The sequence below is a fragment of the Paraburkholderia dioscoreae genome (assembly GCF_902459535.1).
Taxonomy (GTDB): Bacteria; Pseudomonadota; Gammaproteobacteria; order Burkholderiales; family Burkholderiaceae; genus Paraburkholderia; species Paraburkholderia dioscoreae.
Genome location: NZ_LR699554.1, coordinates 844,605 through 864,061 on the forward strand (window position 1 = coordinate 844,605; position 19,457 = coordinate 864,061).

A 19,457-nucleotide genomic window follows, 5' to 3' on the forward strand; every position below is an offset into this window, starting at 1 on the left:
CGCGTCGGAGTAAGAGCATGTAAGCCTGTAGTAGACCAGGGGCTGAAAGAACCCGCTGCATGACGTAAAGTTGCGCCCGCCTGGGCCGTTAGAATAGCAACCTCGTTTTTCTCGCCACCTTCCTGAATACCTCGACGGATTCGTCGATTGCACCTCATGCACACTGCTGCCGGCAAAGCGGTTCCACTATCCCGCGCAGAACTCGGGCGTATCGTTGCCGCCATCGTGATCGGCAATGGTTTCGTCGCCTATGACTTTACCGTCTATAGCTTTGCGGCTGTCGCGATCGGCAATCTGTTCTTTCCGTCGCACGATCCCGCGTCGTCGCTGTTGCTCTCGCTCGCCACCTTTGGCGCGGGCTTTGTGATGCGTCCGCTCGGCGCGATCATGATCGGCCACATTGCCGACAGCCGTGGCCGTAAAGCCGGCCTCACCGCATCGCTCGCCTTGATGACGCTCGGCACATGGCTGATCGCGTGCCTGCCGGGTTACGCCTCGATCGGTCCGACCGCGACCGTGCTGATGGTGCTCGCGCGCCTGATGCAGGGGCTCGCGGCGGGCGGCGAAATCGGCCCGGCGTCGGCGTCGCTGATGGAGTCGGCCGGCTACCGGCATCGCTGTTTCATGGTCAGCTGGCGTGGCGCCAGCCAGGGCGCGGCCGCTTTCGCCGCCGCGCTGGTCGGCGCGAGCACCACTGCGCTGCTGTCGCCCGCCGCCATGCATGCATGGGGCTGGCGCATTCCGTTCGTGCTGGGCGGGCTGATCGGCCCGGTCGGCTGGTATCTGCGGCGCCGGATGCCGGCAGCGGCGCCGCAGCAGCGTACGCGGCTCAGCCCGCGGCGTCTGTTCGCGGAGCACATGCGCCCGCTCGTCTGCGGACTTCTGATGATGGCGGCGCCTTCGGTGAGCATCTACGTCACTGTGTTCTACATGCCGGCCTACCTGGTCCGTACATTGCACCGGCCGCCGACCATCAGCCTGCTGACGGCCTGTCTGTCCGGCCTCGTGATTCTCGTGGTGACGCCGCTGATCGGGCTCGCGGCCGACCGGCTCGCGAGCCGCAAGACGCTGCAGTACGTATCGCTCGTGGCTTCGCTGGCGGCGGCCTGGCCCGCTTTCTGGGCGCTGACGCACGGCGCGGGCAATCTCGTGTCGCTCGTGATCATCGCGGCTTACGTGGCGCTCGCGGTGAACAACGCCGGTGCCGGTTCGGTGCTGATGATGGAGGCGTTCCCCGCTCACCGGCGCGCGGCCGGATTGTCGGTGATCTACAGCTTCGGCGTGGTCCTGTTCGGTGGATTTTCACCGTTTCTGGTGACGTGGCTCATCAACCGGAGCGGCGATCCGATGGTTCCGGCGTGGTATCTGATGGGCGCGACCGCGTTCACGCTCGCGGCGCTGAAGGCGTTTCCAGAGCAGACGGAAGCGGGCGTCCGCGCCGCCAGCGTTGCGCCGCCGCTCGCCTGAGCGCTAGGCCGCGCTGCGCAATTGCCGTAGGTCGAATGCGCGGGCGCGCATGTCTTGCGGACTCATGTCGAAAGCGCGGCGAAAGGCGCGGGTGAAGTCGGAGGCGCTCTGAAAGCCGAGGCCGAAAGCGATTTCCGTCACCTGAAGGTGCGGGTAACGAACTAGTTCGTCCGCCGCCTCCCGCAGGCGCCGATGGCGAATGTAGGCGCCAAGACCGCCTTCATGCTCGAACCAGCGATAGATCGTCGCGCGTTTCAACTGCAGCGCCTGGACCACGCTGGTCGGCGTGAGGTCGCCCTGATGCAGATTGGCCTCGATATAGCGGCGTACCCGGCCCATCACCGCAGCTTGCAGCGCGGCGCGGCCCGTGCCGCTCAGGCGCGCGTCCTTGCGAAACGTGCCTACCATCAACTGCGCGCCCGCGTGCAGCGCCTCGACGGCGCTGGCCGGATCGAGGTTGGGAATTTCGCGGGCGAGAGCCGTCATATGATCCAGCACGACGCCGGTCAGCGGCGAGCCCTGCTGGACGATACGGCCGTGAATCGCGGCGCCGTCGCGCAACTCCTCGTCCACCACGGCGGCCGGCACGAACAGGCTCAGGAGGCGGCATTCAGGGCGTTCGGCGCGAAACGGCTGGTTCAGGTCGAACGCGACGATGCCCTGCACCGAACCCGGCTCGCTGCGCTTCTTGCGCATGCCGGTCACATGGCCGACTTCCCCTTCCACGAAGAGCTGAAATACGTAATCGCGACGCGAGTCCGTGGACACGCGCGCCACCGAGCGTTCCAGCAGCATCGAATCGGTACTGCAGTCCGTCAGCACCATGCCGCCGACCGCGTATAAATCGATTTCACCGCGAAATCCCCCGGCAACCTGCGCCTTCGACGGCGGCGCGTCGACCACATGTCCCACGCGCTGGCGCCAGGCCAGGAACTGTTCGTCGGGCGCGAGGCCGTGCGTGCTGAAACGGCTTGTCGAAATGGCGGAGCGCGAATGGGCGGCTGCGGCTGCGGCCAGGTGATGCGGCAGTGAGCGCTGATTCATGAATCGATGGCTGCGAGCGAGGAGTGCGGTTTCGGCGAGTATGCGCAATGCATGGGAGATTTATCGCCGTCGCCATAAATTTGAGACGGATGGTCAAGCCTAACAAAAAAGCTGCATTAATGTTGCGCGACTAGATGCAGACCGTTTTCGCCGACGGCGCGGCACGCCGTGGACCGCTGCCGCCGTATCGGAATCGCAACTGCGCATGGAAAGCGCGCCGATCCGCTATCAGCGGCGCGGGGAGCGAAAACAGACTTTGCCGGCAGGCAATTCACGGGGTATCAAGAATGGGCGGCACGGACAGGCGGCCGACCGCGCGGCGTCCGGCCACGCTGGTGGACGGCCAACTGCGGCATCTCGAGAGCGTGGTGGAGTACGTGACGCGTGGGGACGCGTCCGGCGGGCTGCATTCGCTCGACCACGGGTATTGGGAAAAACGCATTCGGGCGCTGGAAGAGACTTACGAACTGATTGCCGCCCAGCGGCAGCGTGTGACGAAACTCCTCGAAAGACTCGCGAGTGACGCGCCGATCGCGCTGAAGCCGCGCACGGCCGCCTGAACCGACCGAAGAACAAGCACGAGAACCGGGGTTGAGCAGAGGAGGACCAGATCGATGCATGCCGGCATCGGTAATAAAAACTGAAGAACCTGAGAGAAAGTGGCGAGGGTGCGAACGGGCCCGCAGAGGCCCGTCGCACATCCGCCCAGCCTGACCTGCAATCGACATTCGCGGCGCGACTCCGTGCTGCGGGGTCGGCCTCCGACGACCTTCTCGCTCATGAGGCGGTGAATGACTTCCGCCAACGGTGCGCATCGCTCGATTAGCGCCGAACAATTCCCTCGCGCACAACGTGATTCCTTCCTGATCGCCCGCAGTATTTTGCGGTGGCGAAAACATGCCGATTGTTGGTCATTCTCCATCGCGTGCAATGGCTTGGCATCTCACGCCGTTTGCTGCGCGGTGCGAGCGCTAGCACTAAATCCATACACAAGGTTGCGCCGGCATCGCCCGTCGAAAAAGAGGGTCCTACTGTAATTCTGACCGCTTTAATTGGGGAGCGGTTAAATGTAGGTATGCAGAATACGCGACGAATTTAGCGCTGATAAACTGTGCGCTGGAGCGGCTCGTGACTGCAATGCGCGCAACGCCCGCTCCCCAGCAATCCGGTAGCCAAAATCGCCGGATAGACGGTAGAAACAGGCTTTTTCCGCGATTTTGAAGAAACGGCGGCACGGCATAATTGACCGTGTTCTGTCCGTTAAAAGGGACGCATGGTTGGGTGTCCTTTCTTCTGGGTCATGCACGGTGTCGCCTCTGTCGATTCCCTTTCGCCAACCTCTGCCCATCTGATTTTGACAAGTATCGGGGCTCGCCTTGAGCCCGTTTTTGGAAGTGACTCATGAAGCCGGGAAAGAACTCGCTTGGTAAAAGACGCACACGCAGACGCAAGATCGCCATGTCGGTGGCGGCAGCACTCATCGGGGGGGTGTTCGCATTCGGCGTGTGGCATTACCAGCAACGCGCGGCGCAGGTCGCGCCGGCGCTGACCGGCGTCGCGAACCAGATGCGCCGCGATGCCTCGGCATGGACGCATGAAGAGAAAGACGCGTCGCAAATGCTGCGCGATATTCACGACGGCCACGTTGCCGCGGTTGGCGTGAGTCCCAACGCGATCCTGATCTCGAGGCGCGACGGCACGAAATACTTCGTCACGGACCACAACGCGACGTTCTCGCATGCGCTTCTGCTCGGCGAACCCAAATCCGGCGAGGCCGCCGCATACCAGCTCGTCTGGCTTCCCGACGCGGACATTCGTACCGGCGGCTCACGCTGGCTGCAGGTGTTCGACCAGACCCGCGACGCCATCAGCGTGCTGCTTCCGCTGCTGTTGATCGGCGGCATGGTGTGGTTCATGCGGCGCGAAATGCGCGGCGGCGCGAGGCTTCTCGACAGGGCGCCCGCGCTGCGTTTCGACGACGTGATCGGCGCGTCTGAAGCGAAGGCGGCACTCGCGGACATTCGCAGCTATCTGTCCGACCCGAAACAGTTCACGTCGATGGGCGTGCGCGCGCCGTGCGGCATTCTCATGGTGGGCGGACCGGGTGTCGGCAAGACGCGCCTCGCTCAGGCGCTGGCGGGCGAGTGCGGCGCGAACTTCATTTCGATCACGGGCAGTTATTTCAGTGCGAAGTACTACGGCGTCGGCATCCAGAAGGTCAAGCATCTGTTCGAACTGGCGCGCAAGAATGCGCCCACGGTGATTTTCATCGACGAAGCGGACGGTCTCGCCAAACGCACGGATACGGGCGGCGGTCCGGTCGAAGCCGAGAGCAACCGCATCATCAATCAGTTGCTGGCGGAGATGGATGGCTTCGCTTCGAACGAAGGGGTCATCATCGTTGCGGCGACCAATCATCCCGACAATCTGGACGAGGCATTGCGCCGGCCCGGCCGCTTCGATCGCACGGTGCAGGTCCGTTTGCCCGATCGCGAAGACCGCGCGAAGATTTTCCGCTTCTATGCCGAGAAGCTGAAGTCGAAGTCCGCGGACATCGACTATGACCAACTGGCGAGACTGACCACGGGCCTGTCGCCGGCAACGGTGGCGATGGTGGTGAATCAGGCGGGGCTCGTCGCGCGCAAATCCGGCGACACCGAAATCGCTTCGAAGCATTTCATGGAGGCGATCAAGATTGCGCGCATCGGCGACGTGAGCGGCGCCGAGCGCGCACTGAGCGAAGACGAACGCACGCGTATCGCCGTGCACGAAGCGGGGCATGGTCTCGTTGCCGCGCTGCTGGGCACGGGAGTGCTGGAAGAAGTCACGATCCTGCCGCGCGGCGGCGCGTTGGGCGTTGCGCTCATCACGAAAGCACAGGACAAGCACCTGTATCGCGAGAGCGAGATCCGCAATGAAATCCAGGTGCTGCTCGGCGGGCGCAACGCGGAAATTCTCACGTTCTCCGAAGCATCGAGCGGCGCTGCTTCGGATTTGCAGGAAGCTTCGCGCATCAGTCTGGACATGGTGTCGAAATTCGGCTTTAACGCCGAAGGCAACCTGTTCAGCCTTGCGGCACTGCCGTCGCAGTATGCGGGGTTGCAGATGAAGAGTGCGATCGAACACGCGAACGTGCTGCTCAAGGAATTGAACGAGTTGTGCCATGCGCTGCTGCATGCGTACGAACCGGTGCTGCGCGCTATTGCCGACGAACTGCTCGAGCAGGAGACTGTGCCCGGAGAAACCGTGTACCGGTTGATCAGGGAGCACAAAAGCACACTGAAAATCGTCCACGAGCCGGCGGCGGCTTGAACGAATGACTGACTGCGCGGTTGTGTGACATCTCGCGGGCGGCGCCGGCAATCGGCGCCGCCCGTTGTCTTTTGACGATCCGCGCTACGCAAAATCCGACGGCCCGGGCGGTGGAACACCGGCAGGCGTGTCAGTGTCGCCCAACGCCTCGTCCTTGGCTTTATCGGCAGGCGGTGGCGTTTCACCTTTCTTCGGCAGCGGCTGATCGAGACCCGGTTCGACTGGCGTAGGAATGGCGTCGCCAATAGGCTTGGAAACCTCGGTAGGCCGGCTGCCGGGGTCTTCTTCGGCCTGGCGCTCGGGCTCGTGTTCGTTCGGGGAATTGGCCTTGGTTGCCACGAGATCTCTCCGGTTGGTGAGGATGACACCATTGGGCAGCAATGCGCGTACCACGGCCGTTTCGAACCGGCGCAGCGGTCAGGCTTATAAAACGCCCGATTTCCAGATCATCTGCGCCGCGGCGGCCACCACGAATACGAGCACGAGCGCCCGAAACGCGCCGGGCGGCAACCGGTCCCGCAAGGGCCGCACCAGCAGCATTCCCACGATCACCGGCACGCTCGCGCAGGCCGATATGGCCAGATCCGTCCAGCGGGCATGCGCGCCGCCGCTGAATGTCGCGACGAGCGTAATGATCGAAACCACGAGAATGATGGCGATCTGCTTCGTGAACGCTTTACCCGTGGCGCCCGTGGCGATCAGATACATCGCGAGCAAAGGGCCCGGCACCGAAGCGATGCTCTCCATGAGCGCGGCGCCGAAGCCCAGCACGAACCCCGCCGGCTTCGCCCATGTCGGCGACAGCGTAAGCCGCGGGGACGCCAGCAACAGCAATGCCGCGATCATCAGCAACGCGCCAGCAGCCGCTTGCGCGCGATGCGGCGCCAGCGAAATCAGCACGCTCACCCCGACGATGTTGCCGATCACGGTGCCGATCAGCGGCGCGGCGATGCGCCGGACGGTCGGCAGCAGCTCTCCGCCTTCGAGTGCCTGCGGGATATTGCCGAGGATGATCGGCATCGACAGCAGAAGAACCGCTTCCTTGATCGGCAGGAAGTGGCTGAGGATCGGCATCGCCACGAGCGGCACGCCGATGCTGACCACGCCCTTGACCATGCCGCCCAGCAGGAGCGCGGCGGCAATGCCTAGCAATGCGTAGAAGTCGAGCGCTTGCAGGCTCGCGCCGAGAACGCCGTCGGCGAAAGTGAAATGAGGCATGTCTGAAAAACGCGGGCTGCAAACCGCGAGTTGGAGTCCGCGAGCCGGCGCGCGGATCGGATCGACCGGACAACGCGCGGGCGGTGGCTTGTTGTTATCGTTTGGCCAGTTCGGTCCCGAGTGTCGCGCGAGATTCGAAGCAGCCGGCTAAGTGAGGCCGCATGATACCGCGCCCTCACATGCGCCGCGTGCAAGCGAAACGTAAGACCTGCCGATGTCAGACCGCGTCCGACGCGGTGCGCTCTTCCGTCAATGGCGGCTCGACTCGCTCGTGACGCGACGGCAATGCGGCCGGCGTATACGCCGGCCCCGCCGCACGCCGCGTCTTCAACCGCAGGATCGGTTCCTCGATCAGCCGCCATGACAGAACTGCCATCGTGAGCGCAATCGCAAACGACCCTGCAATGCCCGCGACGTGCGCCCACAAGGGCACCACGCCGCCGAAGAGCGCGGCGGCGTGATGATTGCGCGTGAGGTCGGGGATCAGGTTGTGATAGAGATAAAAGCCATAGCTGATTCGCCCGAAGCTCACCAGCCAGCCCGTTTCGAGCAGGCCGATGATCACCGCGTTGCGGCAGCACGCAATCGAACACACCAGCGCCGCGATGCATAGGCCGTACGCGGCACTGACCGCGGTGAACAGCATGGGGTTGCCCAGCTCGCTCCACATCGGTTCGGTCGCGCAGAAGGCCACGAGCCCGAGGCTCAACGCGAAGAGCGTCGCACCGTGTCCGAGCCACGCTCGCAAGCGGCGCTCTTTGCCCGCGATCATCAAGCCGCCGATTCCGCCCAACGCGAGCAGCCAGAAGTTCGTCAGCGGGTGCGTGTAGATGGTGATGTCCTGCCAATGCGCCGCGCGCATCGCCATTAGCGAAACAAGTCCGGCCACGACGATCACAAGGCACACCGCGCGATGCCGTCTCGAGGCAAGCAGCAACAATAGCGGCGCGAACACGAGATAAAACTGCTCCTCGATCGCGAGGCTCCACAAATGCGAGTAGCGCCCGGGCCAGTAGTGCAGCACCGAGCCGATCCAGATATTGGACAGGTAAGCAAAATGAAACGGCATGCCGCTCGCCAGTTCGGGACTCGCCAGGCCGAACGCCATCAGTACGCACATCACCAGCAGCATCAGGTAGTAAATCGGAAATATGCGCAGGGTCCGGCGAAACAGAAACCGCTTCAATTCGGCGCCGAATCGGCTGGCGCCGTTTTCAATGCGCGTGCGTTGAGCGGAAAGAATGCCGATGATCAGAAATCCGCTCAGCGCGAAGAAGATCCATACGCCGAGATGGCCGATCTCGCCGATGTCGCCGAACAGGCGGTGCTGAAAAAATACCATCAGGACTGCGATCGCACGCAATCCGTCGAAGCCGGCAATTCTGTCGTTCATGTGGTCGTCTTCCAGTGCGAAGGTAGCGCGCGCGGCGCGGCCGTTCTGGACGGTAATGGAAGGACCGGGGCGCTCGGTGACGCTCAGGTCAGCCGCGGCGAATAGAAGGCGTCGCAATGACGCTCGACGTGCCTGCCGATCGCGGATCGGCTGACCGCGTGTCCGGTCCACATGAGTGGCCGCCGTCGAAGGTGGCATCGCTTGAAATGCGCGAGGTCCGACGGGCGTGCATGAAATCATCCTACGATGAAAAAAAGCGAAAAAAATCGTGCATCGCATCCGGCGATTTATTTTCCGCGCCCATTACCGATTGCATTCTCGGCCGGCGCTTTAAAAGCGCAATTCTTGCCGCGAATCGAATAGGCGGAACAGGTGACGACTCAGTATTACCGCATGCCGACAGCCGTATTTCAGATTGCCGCTGCGCGATGTGGAATTAGAGGCCGGTTGTCAGCGCGCGCGGATGGGCCGCGCGGCATCGGCGGGAACGTTTTATTGTCATGGTGTTCCTACGAAAAACGGCGCACGACATGGGTGCGCCATTCCTGCGAGAACCTGAATGGAAACCCGTCGCGGCCGCCTGGGAGGAGATCCCCTTGGGGGACGCTCTATCGAAGTGGATTTCTTCCGCGGCGTGGTGCTGATCGTCATCGTGCTCGACCATATTCCCGGCAGCACGCTCTCGCATCTGATGCTGCACGCCTACGCGCTGTGCGATTCGGCAGAAGTGTTCGTGTTTCTCGGCGGCTATGCGTCGGCGGCGGCTTATACGGCGGTGCTCGCAAAACGTGGCGAGAGTGCGGCGAAGTTGCGCTTTGTCCGGCGGTGCTGGGAAATCTACCGCGCCTATCTGTTGACGGCGGTGCTGACTCTGCTGTCCGGCGCCGTGCTCGCCATGCTGAACCTGAACCGTCCCATGGTCGACCTGACCGGATGGCCGCTTTTCGCGGTTCAGCCGCTGCGTGAAGCGCTTGATATCATGCTGCTGCGGCGCCAGCCTTATCTGTCGAGCGTGCTGCCCATGTATGTGATCTTCGCGCTGTGCGTGCCGTTCGCGGTGCCGCTGGCCCGGCGTTCGCCGCTGCTGGCGCTGGGTTTGAGCGTGGCGATCTGGGCGCTCGCCCGGCCGCTGGCCGCATTGTTCAGCATTGACGAGGTGGCCGACTGGGCTTTTAATCCGTTTGCATGGCAGTTGATGTTCGTGCTCGGAATCCTGTCCCGGGTGCAGCCCGTCAGCGAGCGCTTCCATGCTACCCGCACCGCTCGCTGGTGCACGTGGGGCGCGGCCGTGGCCGTGCTGGCGTTCGCTATCGTCAAACTCTTCGTGCTGACGCAACCGTTGCCCGGCACGTTTAAACAGAACCTTTCTCCCGATCGCGTGATCAATTTCATCGTCATTGCCTGGGTCGCCGCGCAGTTCGTGCGCATGGGCAGCATCGCGTGGCTCGCGCGGCGGTTGCCCGCCGTGGTTACGGTCGGCCGCACCGGGCTCGTGTGTTTCGTGGCGGGCACGCTCGTGTCCCTGATCGTCGATACGGCGACGCCGCACACATTTCATGGCTTTCGCGGGGTGCTGATCGGACTGGGCGGCGATCTCGTCGCCATCGGCGCCGTACTCATGATCGCGCGCGGCTGGCGTGGCTGGAAAGGGCAGCAGACGGGTGCGGCTGCCAATGGCGCAGGTTACGGATGAGGGCGAGTTGGGATCCTGCGCGTGCCGCGCGCGAGTCGCGCGCGGCCATCCAGGTTGCCGGTGCGCTGTTGTGGCTCGCCGCCCACCCGGCGTTCGCCGCGCCCAAAGAGGCGCCGCTCGCCATGCGCTGCGCCGAATTCGCGGGCGCCATTCTGCCGCCCGAACTCATTGCCTTGCCGACCGCCGGTGCGCAGATCGAAAGCGCGGCCATGGTGAGCGCCACCGCGCCGGGCAATCAGCAGGGCGTCGAGTATTGCCGTATCACCGGCCGTATCAAGGGCGTCAAAGCCACCACACCCGACATCCGTTTCGATCTGAATCTGCCGCGACGCTGGAACGGTCGCGCATTGCAGATCGGCGGCGGCGGCTATAACGGCGTTGTGGTCAGCGGAACCGGCGTGATGCCGTTTTCGCCGAATCGCGCGCCGCTCGCGCAGGGGTACGCCACGTTCGGCGACGACTCGGGGCATGTCGGCGATTCGTCGGTCGCGGTCTTCGGTCTTGTCGATGAGGCGGTCACGAATTTCGGCTTTGCGCATCTGAAGAAAACGCACGACGCCGCACTTGCGCTGATTGCCCGCGCATATGGCCGCCCGCCGCAACGGATGTATTTCGCCGGCGGCTCGACCGGCGGCCGCGAAGGCTACACCGTGATGCAGCGTTTTCCTGACGACTACGACGGCGTGATCGCCAATTCGCCCGCACTCAATTTTTCCGGCGTGCGTCTGCTCGGCGTGAAGCTCGGCCAGGCGGAGTACAACACGCCCGGCGGCTTCATCCCGCCGTTGCTGCTCGAACACGTCTATCAACGCACAGTCGCCACGTGTGACCGGCTCGACGGCGCGGCGGACGGCATTGTCAGCGACGTCGCCGCGTGCCGCGAGCGCGAAGCCGACATCATCGCCTCGCTGCGCTGCGCCGGACGCACGCCGTCTCACGATGAATGCCTCACCGACACGCAACTCTCCGCCTTGCTCGTGATGCGCGACGGACTCTCGTTGCCCTACCGTCTGGCCTGGGACGTGAGCGGCTATAGCGGCTACAACATTTTTCAGGGCACGCGTCTGAACGGCCTGCTCGGCCTCGCGCATCAGCCGGAACGCCTGCCGGTGCCGACGTTCTTCGCCAATGGTTATCTGTTCGCGCAGGGCGACGGCTACATCCGCTATTTCGTTGCGCGCGACGCCGGCTTCGACTCGCTCCGGTTCGACCCGCAACACCCCGGAAAATATCGCGCGCAACTGGTCGCGCTGTCGCAGACGATCGGCGCGATGAACCCCGACCTTACGCGTTACATTGCACGCGGCGGCAAGCTCATCACGCTGCAAGGCCTCGCCGACGAAGTCATCAGCCCGAACCAGACCATTAGCTATTACGACACGTTGGTCGAGCGGTTCGGCATCGACCAGGTCAATAATTTCATGCGCTTGTACATGGTGCCGGGATTCCAGCACGGCAGCGGCGTGTTCATTCCATCCGTCGATCTGCTGGGCGCGCTCGATAACTGGGTGACGCGCGGCGCTTCGCCCGAGACCTTGACGGCGACCGATATCGCGGCGCCGACCAATGGCCGCTCACGTCCGCTGTGCCGCTATCCGCTGTTTCCTCGCTACGTCGGCAAGGGCAATGTGAACCTGGCCAGCAGCTTTGTCTGTGCTGAGCCGTGACCGGCAGAGTCTTGCATTGCAAGAAGCGTCGTGGAAATTGAAAAGCCGGTATGCATGGTTGCAGCTCCGGAGCAGGCTCCGGTTGCACAAAGAGAAGGGCGGCGCCACTCAAAGGCGCCGCCGCCCCATTCGAACTCAGCAATTCAAAGCATGCGCGGGACCAGAGTTTACTGGCCGTTTTGCATCGTGCCGCCAGCACCGTTGTTCATGCCATTGCCTGTACCGCTGCGAGTGCCGTTGCTCATGCCGTTACTCATGCCGCTATTGGAACGGTTCGTCGACGGGCTATTCGGCGATGCGCCAGTACCCGTGCCCACGCCACCGCCAGTGCCCGTCACGCCGGGCGTACCGTAGCCCGAATCGCTCGGGCTCTTCATCGATCCGGCGCCCACGCCGGGCGTTGCGATCCCGCCGGCTCCCCCTGTCGTGCCGCCGCCGGCACCCACGCCGGTTCCTCCACCACCTGCCGCGCCGCCACCACCACCCGCACCGCCGCCGGCCTGTGCGTATGCTCCGCCCGATAATGCCATCACGAGCGCCGAAGCAAAAACCATCCTGGTAACGTGTTTCATGGTTGACCTCCATAAGTCGGTTTGATCTCACGCAAGCGCTTGTCGCTCACATGCATGAACTGCCGCAAGCGGTGTGCCTTGCTTGAGCGTGTCCGCTTTAACGCGAAGGCCACGGCAGCATGCTTGATAGCGAGCATGGGCCATTCCTGGCGAATGCCGAAGAAGCGGCAGAAAGGTAGGCATCGGCTGCACATCGCGCCGCTCGCCGAAAAAACCGACCGGGGAGATAGTGTGGAAACGCCTGCGGAACGCGTCTCGCCCAGCCCTGATGGGCTGGCAACCGACCGCCAGCGTTCGCGCGAAGCGGGCTTCGACCGCTATCTGTTGAAGCCAGTGTCGACCGAAGAAATTCAGCGCGTGACTGCCAGCCGCTTTCCGGGCGCGTTGCGCCAGGCGCGCACCCCAGCCTGAACCCCACGTGTTCCCGATGCTGCGCCGCAATGCGCTGCACGCTTTCGCACTTTCCATTACATTGCGGGTGCGGCGGCGCTTCAACACCGCTCCTTCCAATCAAACAACGGTGTCTGCCATCATCGATTCCATGCAGCCAATCGTCTCGGTCACGAACCTGTCGAAAACCTATGCCAGCGGTTTTCATGCACTCAAGAACATCAATCTGGCGATCAACCGTGGGGAAATCTTTGCGTTGCTCGGCCCGAACGGCGCGGGCAAGACGACTCTCATCAGCATTATCTGCGGCATCGTCAAAGCGAGCGAAGGCAGCGTAACGGTGGACGGCCGCGACATTGCGAACGACTATCGCGCCGCGCGCTCGCTGATCGGCCTGGTGCCGCAGGAGTTGACCACCGACGCCTTCGAAACCGTCTGGGCGACCGTGTCGTTCAGCCGCGGCCTGTTCGGCAAGCCGAAAAACCCCGCATACGTCGAAAAGGTGCTGCGCGACCTGTCGCTGTGGGAAAAGCGCGATAGCAAGATCATCACGCTCTCGGGCGGCATGAAGCGCCGCGTGCTGATCGCCAAGGCGCTCTCGCACGAACCGCGCGTGCTGTTCCTCGACGAACCGACTGCCGGCGTGGACGTGGAGTTGCGCCGCGACATGTGGAAACTGGTGCGCTCGCTGGCGCAGAGCGGCGTGACGATCATCCTCACCACGCACTATATCGACGAAGCCGAAGAAATGGCCGACCGCATCGGCGTAATCAACGCGGGCGAAATCATGTTGGTCGAAGAGAAAACGGAGTTGATGCGCAAGCTCGGCAAAAAGCAGTTGACGCTGCAACTGGAGAGCCCGCTCGCGCAAGTGCCGGTTTCGCTCGCCGGCTACGGGCTCGCCGTCGCGAAGGGCGGCAACGAGTTGATCTACACATACGAGGGTGAGGGCGGGCGCACCGACATCATCGCGCTGCTCAAGGCGCTCGACGACGCCGGCATCCGCTTCAAGGATCTGCAGACCACGCAAAGTTCGCTCGAAGACATCTTCGTCAGTCTGCTCCGAGGTGACCAATGAATCTCTACGCAATCCGCGCGATCTACAAGTTCGAGATGGCGCGCACCTGGCGCACGCTGATGCAGAGCATCATCGCGCCGGTGATTTCGACTTCGCTTTATTTCGTCGTGTTCGGCGCGGCGATCGGCTCGCGCATCAAGGAAGTGGACGGCATTAGTTACGGCGCGTTTATCGTGCCGGGTTTGATCATGCTGTCGCTGTTGTCGCAAAGCATTTCGAATGCGTCGTTCGGGATTTACTTTCCGCGCTTTACCGGCACGATCTACGAACTGTTGTCCGCGCCGGTGTCGTACCTGGAAATCGTGGTGAGTTACGTGGGCGCGGCGGCCACCAAATCGATTCTGCTGGGGCTGATCATTCTCGCGACAGCCGGATTGTTCGTGCCGCTGCAGGTGCAGCATCCGTTCTGGATGATCCTGTTTCTCGTACTCACGGCGCTCACGTTCAGTCTGCTGGGTTTTATTATCGGTATCTGGGCGGACAGCTTCGAGAAACTGCAACTGGTGCCGCTTCTGATCATCACACCGCTGACTTTCCTCGGCGGCAGCTTCTACGCGGTCAATATGCTGCCGCCTTTCTGGAGGGTCGTGACGCTGTTCAATCCGATCGTCTATCTGGTCAGCGGATTCCGCTGGAGTTTCTATGGGCTCGCCGACGTGAACGTCGAGGTGAGCCTCGGCATGACGGCGTTGTTCCTCGCGGTGTTTCTGCTGATCGTTGCGTGGATCTTCAAGACCGGCTACCGGCTCAAGAGCTAACCGGGCGGATGGCGAACCGGCGCACGGCCGGTTCGCCATCGTTTCCTGTGCCGACCCCCACCGGCATGCCGGCCACGGCGCTCTTTCCAGCTTAACTTCTACGACACATACGCCTGCGCGACATTGATCAACTGGACGCGGTTGCGCACGTTGAACAACTGCCGCAGACGCCGCAGGTGATAGTCGACGTTATGCGGCGACAGTCCGAGGAAGTACGCGATCTCCTTGTCCCGCTGACCCTGCACGACCGCGCGCAGCACCGCATGCTGCAATTCGCTCAGCGTGACGCGCTGCTGCTGCGCGGGCGCGATGCCGATCACGCTCTTCGCGTGCGTCCAGATGAATTCGTGGATCATGTGCGCGAACATTAGCGTTTCCGCCACGATCGATTCGGTCATCCAGCGGGGATTGCCGGTCTCCGAGTTGAAGCACAGGCTCGCGCTCAACTCAGGTTCGGGCAGCGGCATTTGCGTGAGGATCCCGCTTTTGCGCCCGGTCGCCTCCAGCATGTCGATCAGGCCGCCAAGCCGCTCGCTGCGCATTTGCGCGCGCGGCAGATCGGCGCGCATGTCGGCCGTGTTCCAGAGAAACGGCATACCGGTCGGCGAGGCGAGTGCGACGCGCGGGTCGAGTTCGAAATAACGCTCGCGGAAATAGCGCGTGAGCCAGCTCTGCGACTCGTAGCTGGTCAGCACGAACATCGTCTTGTGATGCGCCGACGTGCGCGTGGCCGAATAGCTGAACGAGTCGAAGCCCAGTTGCCTGATGCGCTGCCGCACGAATTCGATGCGGTCCTGCGCGCTGCCAAAGCGCACCAGCGGACTGATGACCGGTGCGGCGCGCCGCGCGGCGGGCGAGGGCGTGCCGATCTCCTCCTCGGTGAAGAGTGTGAGAAAGCCCGTGGGCGCGACGCCTGTTGCAGTGCGGTTGTGTGCCCTGGATGCTTCAGCCGCGTGGGCTGATTTCTCGGGTTGCCGCGTGCCGGCCGGGTAGGCCGGTTGGGCGGCAACCGTCGAGTTGCAAGCTGCCGACGGGTGCCCGGCTTCGCCTTGCGGCGAGCCGGTCAGCCAGTGCGGCAGCGTATCGCATTCGTGTTCCATTAAACGGTAGCTCCAGCGTTCGAAACGCGTGAAAGACGACAAGCTGAATGATTAGCTATTTCCAGAAATTACGGTAGCCGGTTCCTTGCTATCATTTTTGAGTTCTTGCTCCGATAGCGAATTGGCAACACGGGTATGGCGGGGTTCACTCTTCATATGGCACCTCCTGGGAATGGACGTGATGGCACGAATTCCAAAGCTGACAACGACGCTTGCCTACGATCGCTACATGGCAGGCCAGAAACTGGTCTCGAGCGTGAATCGCCCGTGGCGGCACCTCGTGCTGCGCTCGTACCTCGAACCGGTCGAGCAGGAACTGCTGGAAGCGCCCGGCCTCCAGGACCTCACGCTGATGACCCTCGCGAGCGGCGCCGAGCATCTCGAACGCAACCTGAACGGGCGCTGGGAGAGCGCCGATCTGCGGGTGGGCGACGTCTGGTTCGTGCCGCCCGTGCCGATCTCATGGCGCTGGCGTTCGATCAGCGATGAGCCGCTGTCGACCGTCCACTTGCACATCGAGCGCAGTCTGATCGACAGCGTCGCCGATCAGATGGAGCTTGGCGGCTCCCGCGAGCTGTCGCTCGGCGACGCGATGCAGTTTCGCGACCCGGTGGTCGCCGCGATGCTTGCTGCATTGCATCGCGCCGCTGCGGATCCCGCCGACTCGCGTCTCTATGTCGATGCGCTGGTTCACGCGCTTGCCGCGCATCTCTTGCAGCATTATTCGCGCGGCCGCTCTGCGCTGGCGGGATCACCGGCCGGATTGCCGGCGTGCCCGGAACGCCTCGTGCCGCGCCGGATCCGCCGTGTGACCGACTATATCCGCGCCAATCTCGCCGGGGATCTGGCAATCAGCGAACTGGCCGCACAGGCGGGGTTAAGCAGCTTTCACTTTGCGCGCGTGTTTCGCCGCGAGACCGGTGAAACGCCGCATCAGTTCGTCACGCGTTTGCGGCTCGAGGAAGCGGCGCGGCTGCTGTATGCGACCGATCAGACCGTGCTGCAGATCGCGCTTGCGGTTGGTTTCGAGAATGCCAGTCATTTCTCCGTGCAGTTCAAGCGTGACTACGGCGTGACGCCGCTCGCCTACCGGCTGCGCGGCTGAAGTACGGATTGCGCGGCCGGAAGTGGCCGGCTGGTCAGCGGGCAGTGGCGGAACGGCGGCATAAGCGTCAAGACAGCCGGATGAGGGCACCCGGAGCCTTGCCGCTTTCGCCTCCGGGCAATGCCGCAGTGCTGTCGTGCTGTCTTTGACGGCGGACCGCCTTGGGTCGCCGGGAGGGACTGTCCGATGAGCCGCCTTGGGAATCACGCACTTTGCGCAGTGTGCTGCGCATTGCGCGGCTTGCAAACTACGAACTTTCGTGGCGATCGGACAGTGCGACCTGGCATGCGCGTGCCGTCATGGCCGGGCGGGCGCCATCCGCACGGAACGCGGGCTTGGGTTCAATTGGCCCGACCGGCAAAACAGCAACTGTATCTGTCGAAGCCTTGCACAGGACGACAGAATAGTGCGCCCGCTGCCTGGCCCGCCTCGCCTCGCGTCCGACCGACCATTCCATTCAACCCGTCACACTGGAAACCTGGCGATGACCCGACTTCGAATCACCTCCTGCGGCCATGTCTTTACCGCCGAAACCCATCCGGACGCGCCGCATACCGTGGCGGCCTTCCTGAGGCTCCTGCCGTACCGGCAGAAGATCATCCACGTGCGCTGGAGCGGCGAAGGCTGCTGGGTGCCGCTCGGCGACTTCAAGCTCGAGAACGACGGCGTGGCGGTCGGCTTCGAGAACCACACGAGCCATCCGTCGGTCGGCGACATTCTGTTCTACCCTGGCGGCTACAGCGAAACCGAGATCATTCTCGCGTACGGCTCGTGTTGCTTCGCGAGCAAGCTAGGACAACTCGCGGGCAATCACTTTCTGACCATTGTCGAAGGCAAGGAAAGGCTGCGCGAACTCGGCGCCAAGGTGTTGTGGGAAGGCGCACAGGACGTGCTGTTCGAAAAGATCTGAAGGCGCGGCGCGCAAGCCTGAAAGGCAACTACTTTCGGCGCGGCGGTTCGGACGCGTCCTTACCCTGGTTAATTTTTGTTCCGCAAATCGCGCATACTGGAGGCGCCCGGGCGGCTTGCGAAGCGCTCACTCTTTGCCTCCTGAGCGCGGTTTGCAGTCCCTGCGGTCGCGTCAGGTATACCCCGAAGCGTTCGTCGGGGTGGCGCGGAACACCTATTTTCGCCGCCATGCGGCGCCAGGTCTCCCACATGACGGACTCGCACGCACTGCCGCTTACCGCTTTTGCCAAACAGTTGCGTCTGCAACAGGTCGATCTGACCGAGCGGTGGATGAAGGCCGTTTTTCACGACGCAGAATTGACCGAATCAGACCGGCTGACCTACGAACAACTGGCCGATCATATCCCGAACATTCTTGACGAAATCTGCAGCGTGCTGGAGAACCAGGATCTCGACCACGCCGAGGGCGCGATCAAGCGCGACGCGCGCCTGCACGGCAAATTGCGCTGGAAGCAGGGCTATCGGATCGACGAACTGGTGCGCGAGCTCGATCTGTTCCGGCAGATGCTGACCGGCGCGATCGTCGAATTCAGCGAAGCCCGGCCGTATTTCACGCGGCGTCATGAGGAGCGGGCGCGGCATTTCATCGACGAAGCCGTCAGCTTCGTCACGTTGACCTCGATCCGCGAGGTCGTCAACGAGCGCGACCGGAAAATCGACGACTACACCGGGCGCCTCGAGCGCGCCAATCACGAACTGACGCTCAAACAGCGGCTGGTCGGCGATCTGTACGAATCACGCATGCAGATCACGCGCAGCGTCGTGCACGATCTGCGCAACTTTCTCAACGTGTTTTCGATGGCGCTGCAAGTGATCAGCAGGGCGCCGTCCCGAATCGACACGGCGCTCGCGCTCGCGAATCGTCAGGCCGCCGATATGAAAACGCTGGTCGACCAACTGGTCGAGTATTCAGTGGTGCTCGGCGACGCCAGTCCGCTCGTGCTGGAAAGCTTCTCGCTGCGTGAGCTGTTCGACGAGCTGGTGATCTCGTGTGAACCCGCAATTGAAGGCAAAGGGCTGCGCTTGCAGACGGTCTTCGACGGCGCGCTGCAGATGGTCGTGTCCAACCGTCTCAAACTCAAGCAGGTCGCGCTCAACCTGCTGACCAACGCGACCAAATATACCCGGGCCGGGCAGGTCGAATTGAGCATGACGGCCGCGCAGGACGATCGCTGGTGCCTGCGTGTGTCCGACACGGGCGTGGGCATCGACTCATCGGACCGGGAGCGCGTATTCAAGGAGTTCGAGCGCGCCGCCGCCGACGACATTCCCGGCGCCGGTCTGGGCCTCGCGATCGTCAAGGAGTTGTGCCGGGTGCTGGAGGGCGAGATTCGTTTCGACTCGCATGAAGGCAAGGGCACGATCTTCGAAATCACTTTCCCGATGCACCTGCAGGCTGTGGGCGGCTGACAGATCTGTCTCGACACGGCGTGGTCCGCCGTATCAGTTCCCGCTTCTTCGGTGTGGTTCTCTTGTATGACGTCTGTTTAGCTATCGAGGATAGACTCGTTGCGGTCGATGCTCGTCCGTTTGAAAGCTTCAGCCGCGATTCGCACTATCCCGATGTGCTGTTTTTGGACAAATTAGAACTGTGTCTTAGAAAAGACTAAAAACACTCGGCGCAATTTAAGACGTTTGGCATTTTGCGTCTTAAATGGGCTATGCCGCTTTTCTAATATAAGCTAAAAAAT

18 protein-coding genes are annotated in these 19,457 nt (G+C 62.9%); 12 read left to right on the forward strand and 6 right to left on the reverse strand.

Features of this window, described 5'->3' with window-relative positions:
• Positions 1-156 precede the first annotated feature (156 nt).
• Positions 157-1,467, forward strand: coding sequence for an MFS transporter (locus tag PDMSB3_RS23955; protein WP_165187970.1), 1,311 nt, complete (start codon positions 157-159; stop codon positions 1,465-1,467).
• Positions 1,468-1,470: 3 nt separating this feature from the next.
• On the opposite strand, the gene PDMSB3_RS23960 is transcribed toward PDMSB3_RS23955, so the two are convergent.
• Positions 1,471-2,511: an AraC family transcriptional regulator gene (locus PDMSB3_RS23960; RefSeq protein WP_007176493.1), complete on the reverse strand. Its 1,041-nt coding sequence runs from the start codon at positions 2,509-2,511 to the stop codon at positions 1,471-1,473.
• A 287-nt stretch (positions 2,512-2,798) separates the two neighbouring features.
• On the opposite strand from PDMSB3_RS23960, the gene PDMSB3_RS23965 reads away from it, so the two are divergent.
• Together PDMSB3_RS23965 and PDMSB3_RS23970 are read left to right on the forward strand one after the other, a co-directional pair.
• The gene (locus tag PDMSB3_RS23965; protein ID WP_007176494.1) at positions 2,799-3,071 is read left to right on the forward strand and encodes a hypothetical protein; all 273 of its coding nucleotides are present in this window, start codon (positions 2,799-2,801) and stop codon (positions 3,069-3,071) included.
• An 841-nt stretch (positions 3,072-3,912) separates the two neighbouring features.
• Positions 3,913-5,823, forward strand: a complete 1,911-nt coding sequence (locus PDMSB3_RS23970; RefSeq protein WP_007176495.1) for an ATP-dependent metallopeptidase FtsH/Yme1/Tma family protein — start codon at positions 3,913-3,915, stop codon at positions 5,821-5,823.
• A gap of 84 nt (positions 5,824-5,907) precedes the next feature.
• On the opposite strand, the gene PDMSB3_RS23975 is transcribed toward PDMSB3_RS23970, so the two are convergent.
• The 3 genes from PDMSB3_RS23975 to PDMSB3_RS23985 all read right to left on the reverse strand — a co-directional run bounded on the left by PDMSB3_RS23975 (position 5,908) and on the right by PDMSB3_RS23985 (position 8,434).
• Entirely contained in the window at positions 5,908-6,162 is a 255-nt protein-coding gene (locus PDMSB3_RS23975) for a hypothetical protein (RefSeq protein WP_007176496.1), read from the reverse strand.
• A gap of 84 nt (positions 6,163-6,246) precedes the next feature.
• A complete protein-coding gene (locus PDMSB3_RS23980) occupies positions 6,247-7,041 on the reverse strand; it encodes a sulfite exporter TauE/SafE family protein (protein ID WP_007176497.1) in 795 nt (264 codons plus the stop codon).
• Positions 7,042-7,258: 217 nt separating this feature from the next.
• Entirely contained in the window at positions 7,259-8,434 is a 1,176-nt protein-coding gene (locus PDMSB3_RS23985; protein ID WP_007176498.1) for an acyltransferase family protein, read from the reverse strand.
• Positions 8,435-8,550: 116 nt separating this feature from the next.
• Here PDMSB3_RS23985 and PDMSB3_RS23990 point away from each other — a divergent pair, with 116 nt between their 5' ends.
• The 3 genes from PDMSB3_RS23990 (at position 8,551) to PDMSB3_RS24000 (ending at position 11,794) form a co-directional block, all read left to right on the forward strand.
• Positions 8,551-8,874 (forward strand): hypothetical protein, encoded by a 324-nt coding sequence (locus PDMSB3_RS23990; RefSeq protein WP_157187685.1) that lies wholly within the window; start codon positions 8,551-8,553, stop codon positions 8,872-8,874.
• Positions 8,875-8,993: 119 nt separating this feature from the next.
• A complete protein-coding gene (locus PDMSB3_RS23995; protein ID WP_007176499.1) occupies positions 8,994-10,127 on the forward strand; it encodes an OpgC domain-containing protein in 1,134 nt (377 codons plus the stop codon).
• Entirely contained in the window at positions 10,124-11,794 is a 1,671-nt protein-coding gene (locus PDMSB3_RS24000; RefSeq protein WP_007176500.1) for a tannase/feruloyl esterase family alpha/beta hydrolase, read from the forward strand. The genes PDMSB3_RS23995 and PDMSB3_RS24000 overlap by 4 nt, the downstream gene beginning before the upstream one ends.
• 167 nt (positions 11,795-11,961) lie before the next feature.
• Here the strand turns inward: PDMSB3_RS24000 and PDMSB3_RS24005 are convergent, their stop codons facing one another.
• On the reverse strand, positions 11,962-12,366 hold the full coding sequence (locus PDMSB3_RS24005) for a hypothetical protein (protein WP_007176501.1): 405 nt from the start codon (positions 12,364-12,366) through the stop codon (positions 11,962-11,964).
• A gap of 21 nt (positions 12,367-12,387) precedes the next feature.
• Here PDMSB3_RS24005 and PDMSB3_RS24010 point away from each other — a divergent pair, with 21 nt between their 5' ends.
• The 3 genes from PDMSB3_RS24010 to PDMSB3_RS24020 all read left to right on the forward strand — a co-directional run bounded on the left by PDMSB3_RS24010 (position 12,388) and on the right by PDMSB3_RS24020 (position 14,592).
• Positions 12,388-12,777, forward strand: coding sequence for a response regulator (locus PDMSB3_RS24010; RefSeq protein WP_157187686.1), 390 nt, complete (start codon positions 12,388-12,390; stop codon positions 12,775-12,777).
• A gap of 130 nt (positions 12,778-12,907) precedes the next feature.
• Positions 12,908-13,834, forward strand: a complete 927-nt coding sequence (locus PDMSB3_RS24015) for an ABC transporter ATP-binding protein (protein WP_035517087.1) — start codon at positions 12,908-12,910, stop codon at positions 13,832-13,834.
• Complete coding sequence (locus PDMSB3_RS24020) at positions 13,831-14,592, forward strand: ABC transporter permease (RefSeq protein WP_007176505.1); 762 nt, start codon at positions 13,831-13,833, stop codon at positions 14,590-14,592. Before PDMSB3_RS24015 ends, PDMSB3_RS24020 begins: the two co-directional genes overlap by 4 nt.
• Positions 14,593-14,690: 98 nt before the next feature.
• Here the strand turns inward: PDMSB3_RS24020 and PDMSB3_RS24025 are convergent, their stop codons facing one another.
• Positions 14,691-15,692 carry a helix-turn-helix transcriptional regulator gene (locus PDMSB3_RS24025; RefSeq protein ID WP_007176506.1) on the reverse strand — a complete coding sequence of 334 codons (1,002 nt, stop codon included), beginning with the start codon at positions 15,690-15,692 and terminating at the stop codon, positions 14,691-14,693.
• Between the two features lie 181 nt (positions 15,693-15,873).
• Between PDMSB3_RS24025 and PDMSB3_RS24030 the strand changes: the two genes are divergently transcribed.
• From PDMSB3_RS24030 to PDMSB3_RS24040, 3 genes are all read left to right on the forward strand, one after another.
• A complete protein-coding gene (locus PDMSB3_RS24030; protein WP_165187972.1) occupies positions 15,874-16,797 on the forward strand; it encodes an AraC family transcriptional regulator in 924 nt (307 codons plus the stop codon).
• A gap of 484 nt (positions 16,798-17,281) precedes the next feature.
• Positions 17,282-17,707 carry a DUF3830 family protein gene (locus PDMSB3_RS24035; RefSeq protein WP_165187974.1) on the forward strand — a complete coding sequence of 142 codons (426 nt, stop codon included), beginning with the start codon at positions 17,282-17,284 and terminating at the stop codon, positions 17,705-17,707.
• 248 nt (positions 17,708-17,955) lie between these two features.
• Entirely contained in the window at positions 17,956-19,176 is a 1,221-nt protein-coding gene (locus PDMSB3_RS24040) for a sensor histidine kinase (RefSeq protein ID WP_165187976.1), read from the forward strand.
• The last annotated feature ends 281 nt before the right edge of the window (positions 19,177-19,457 follow it).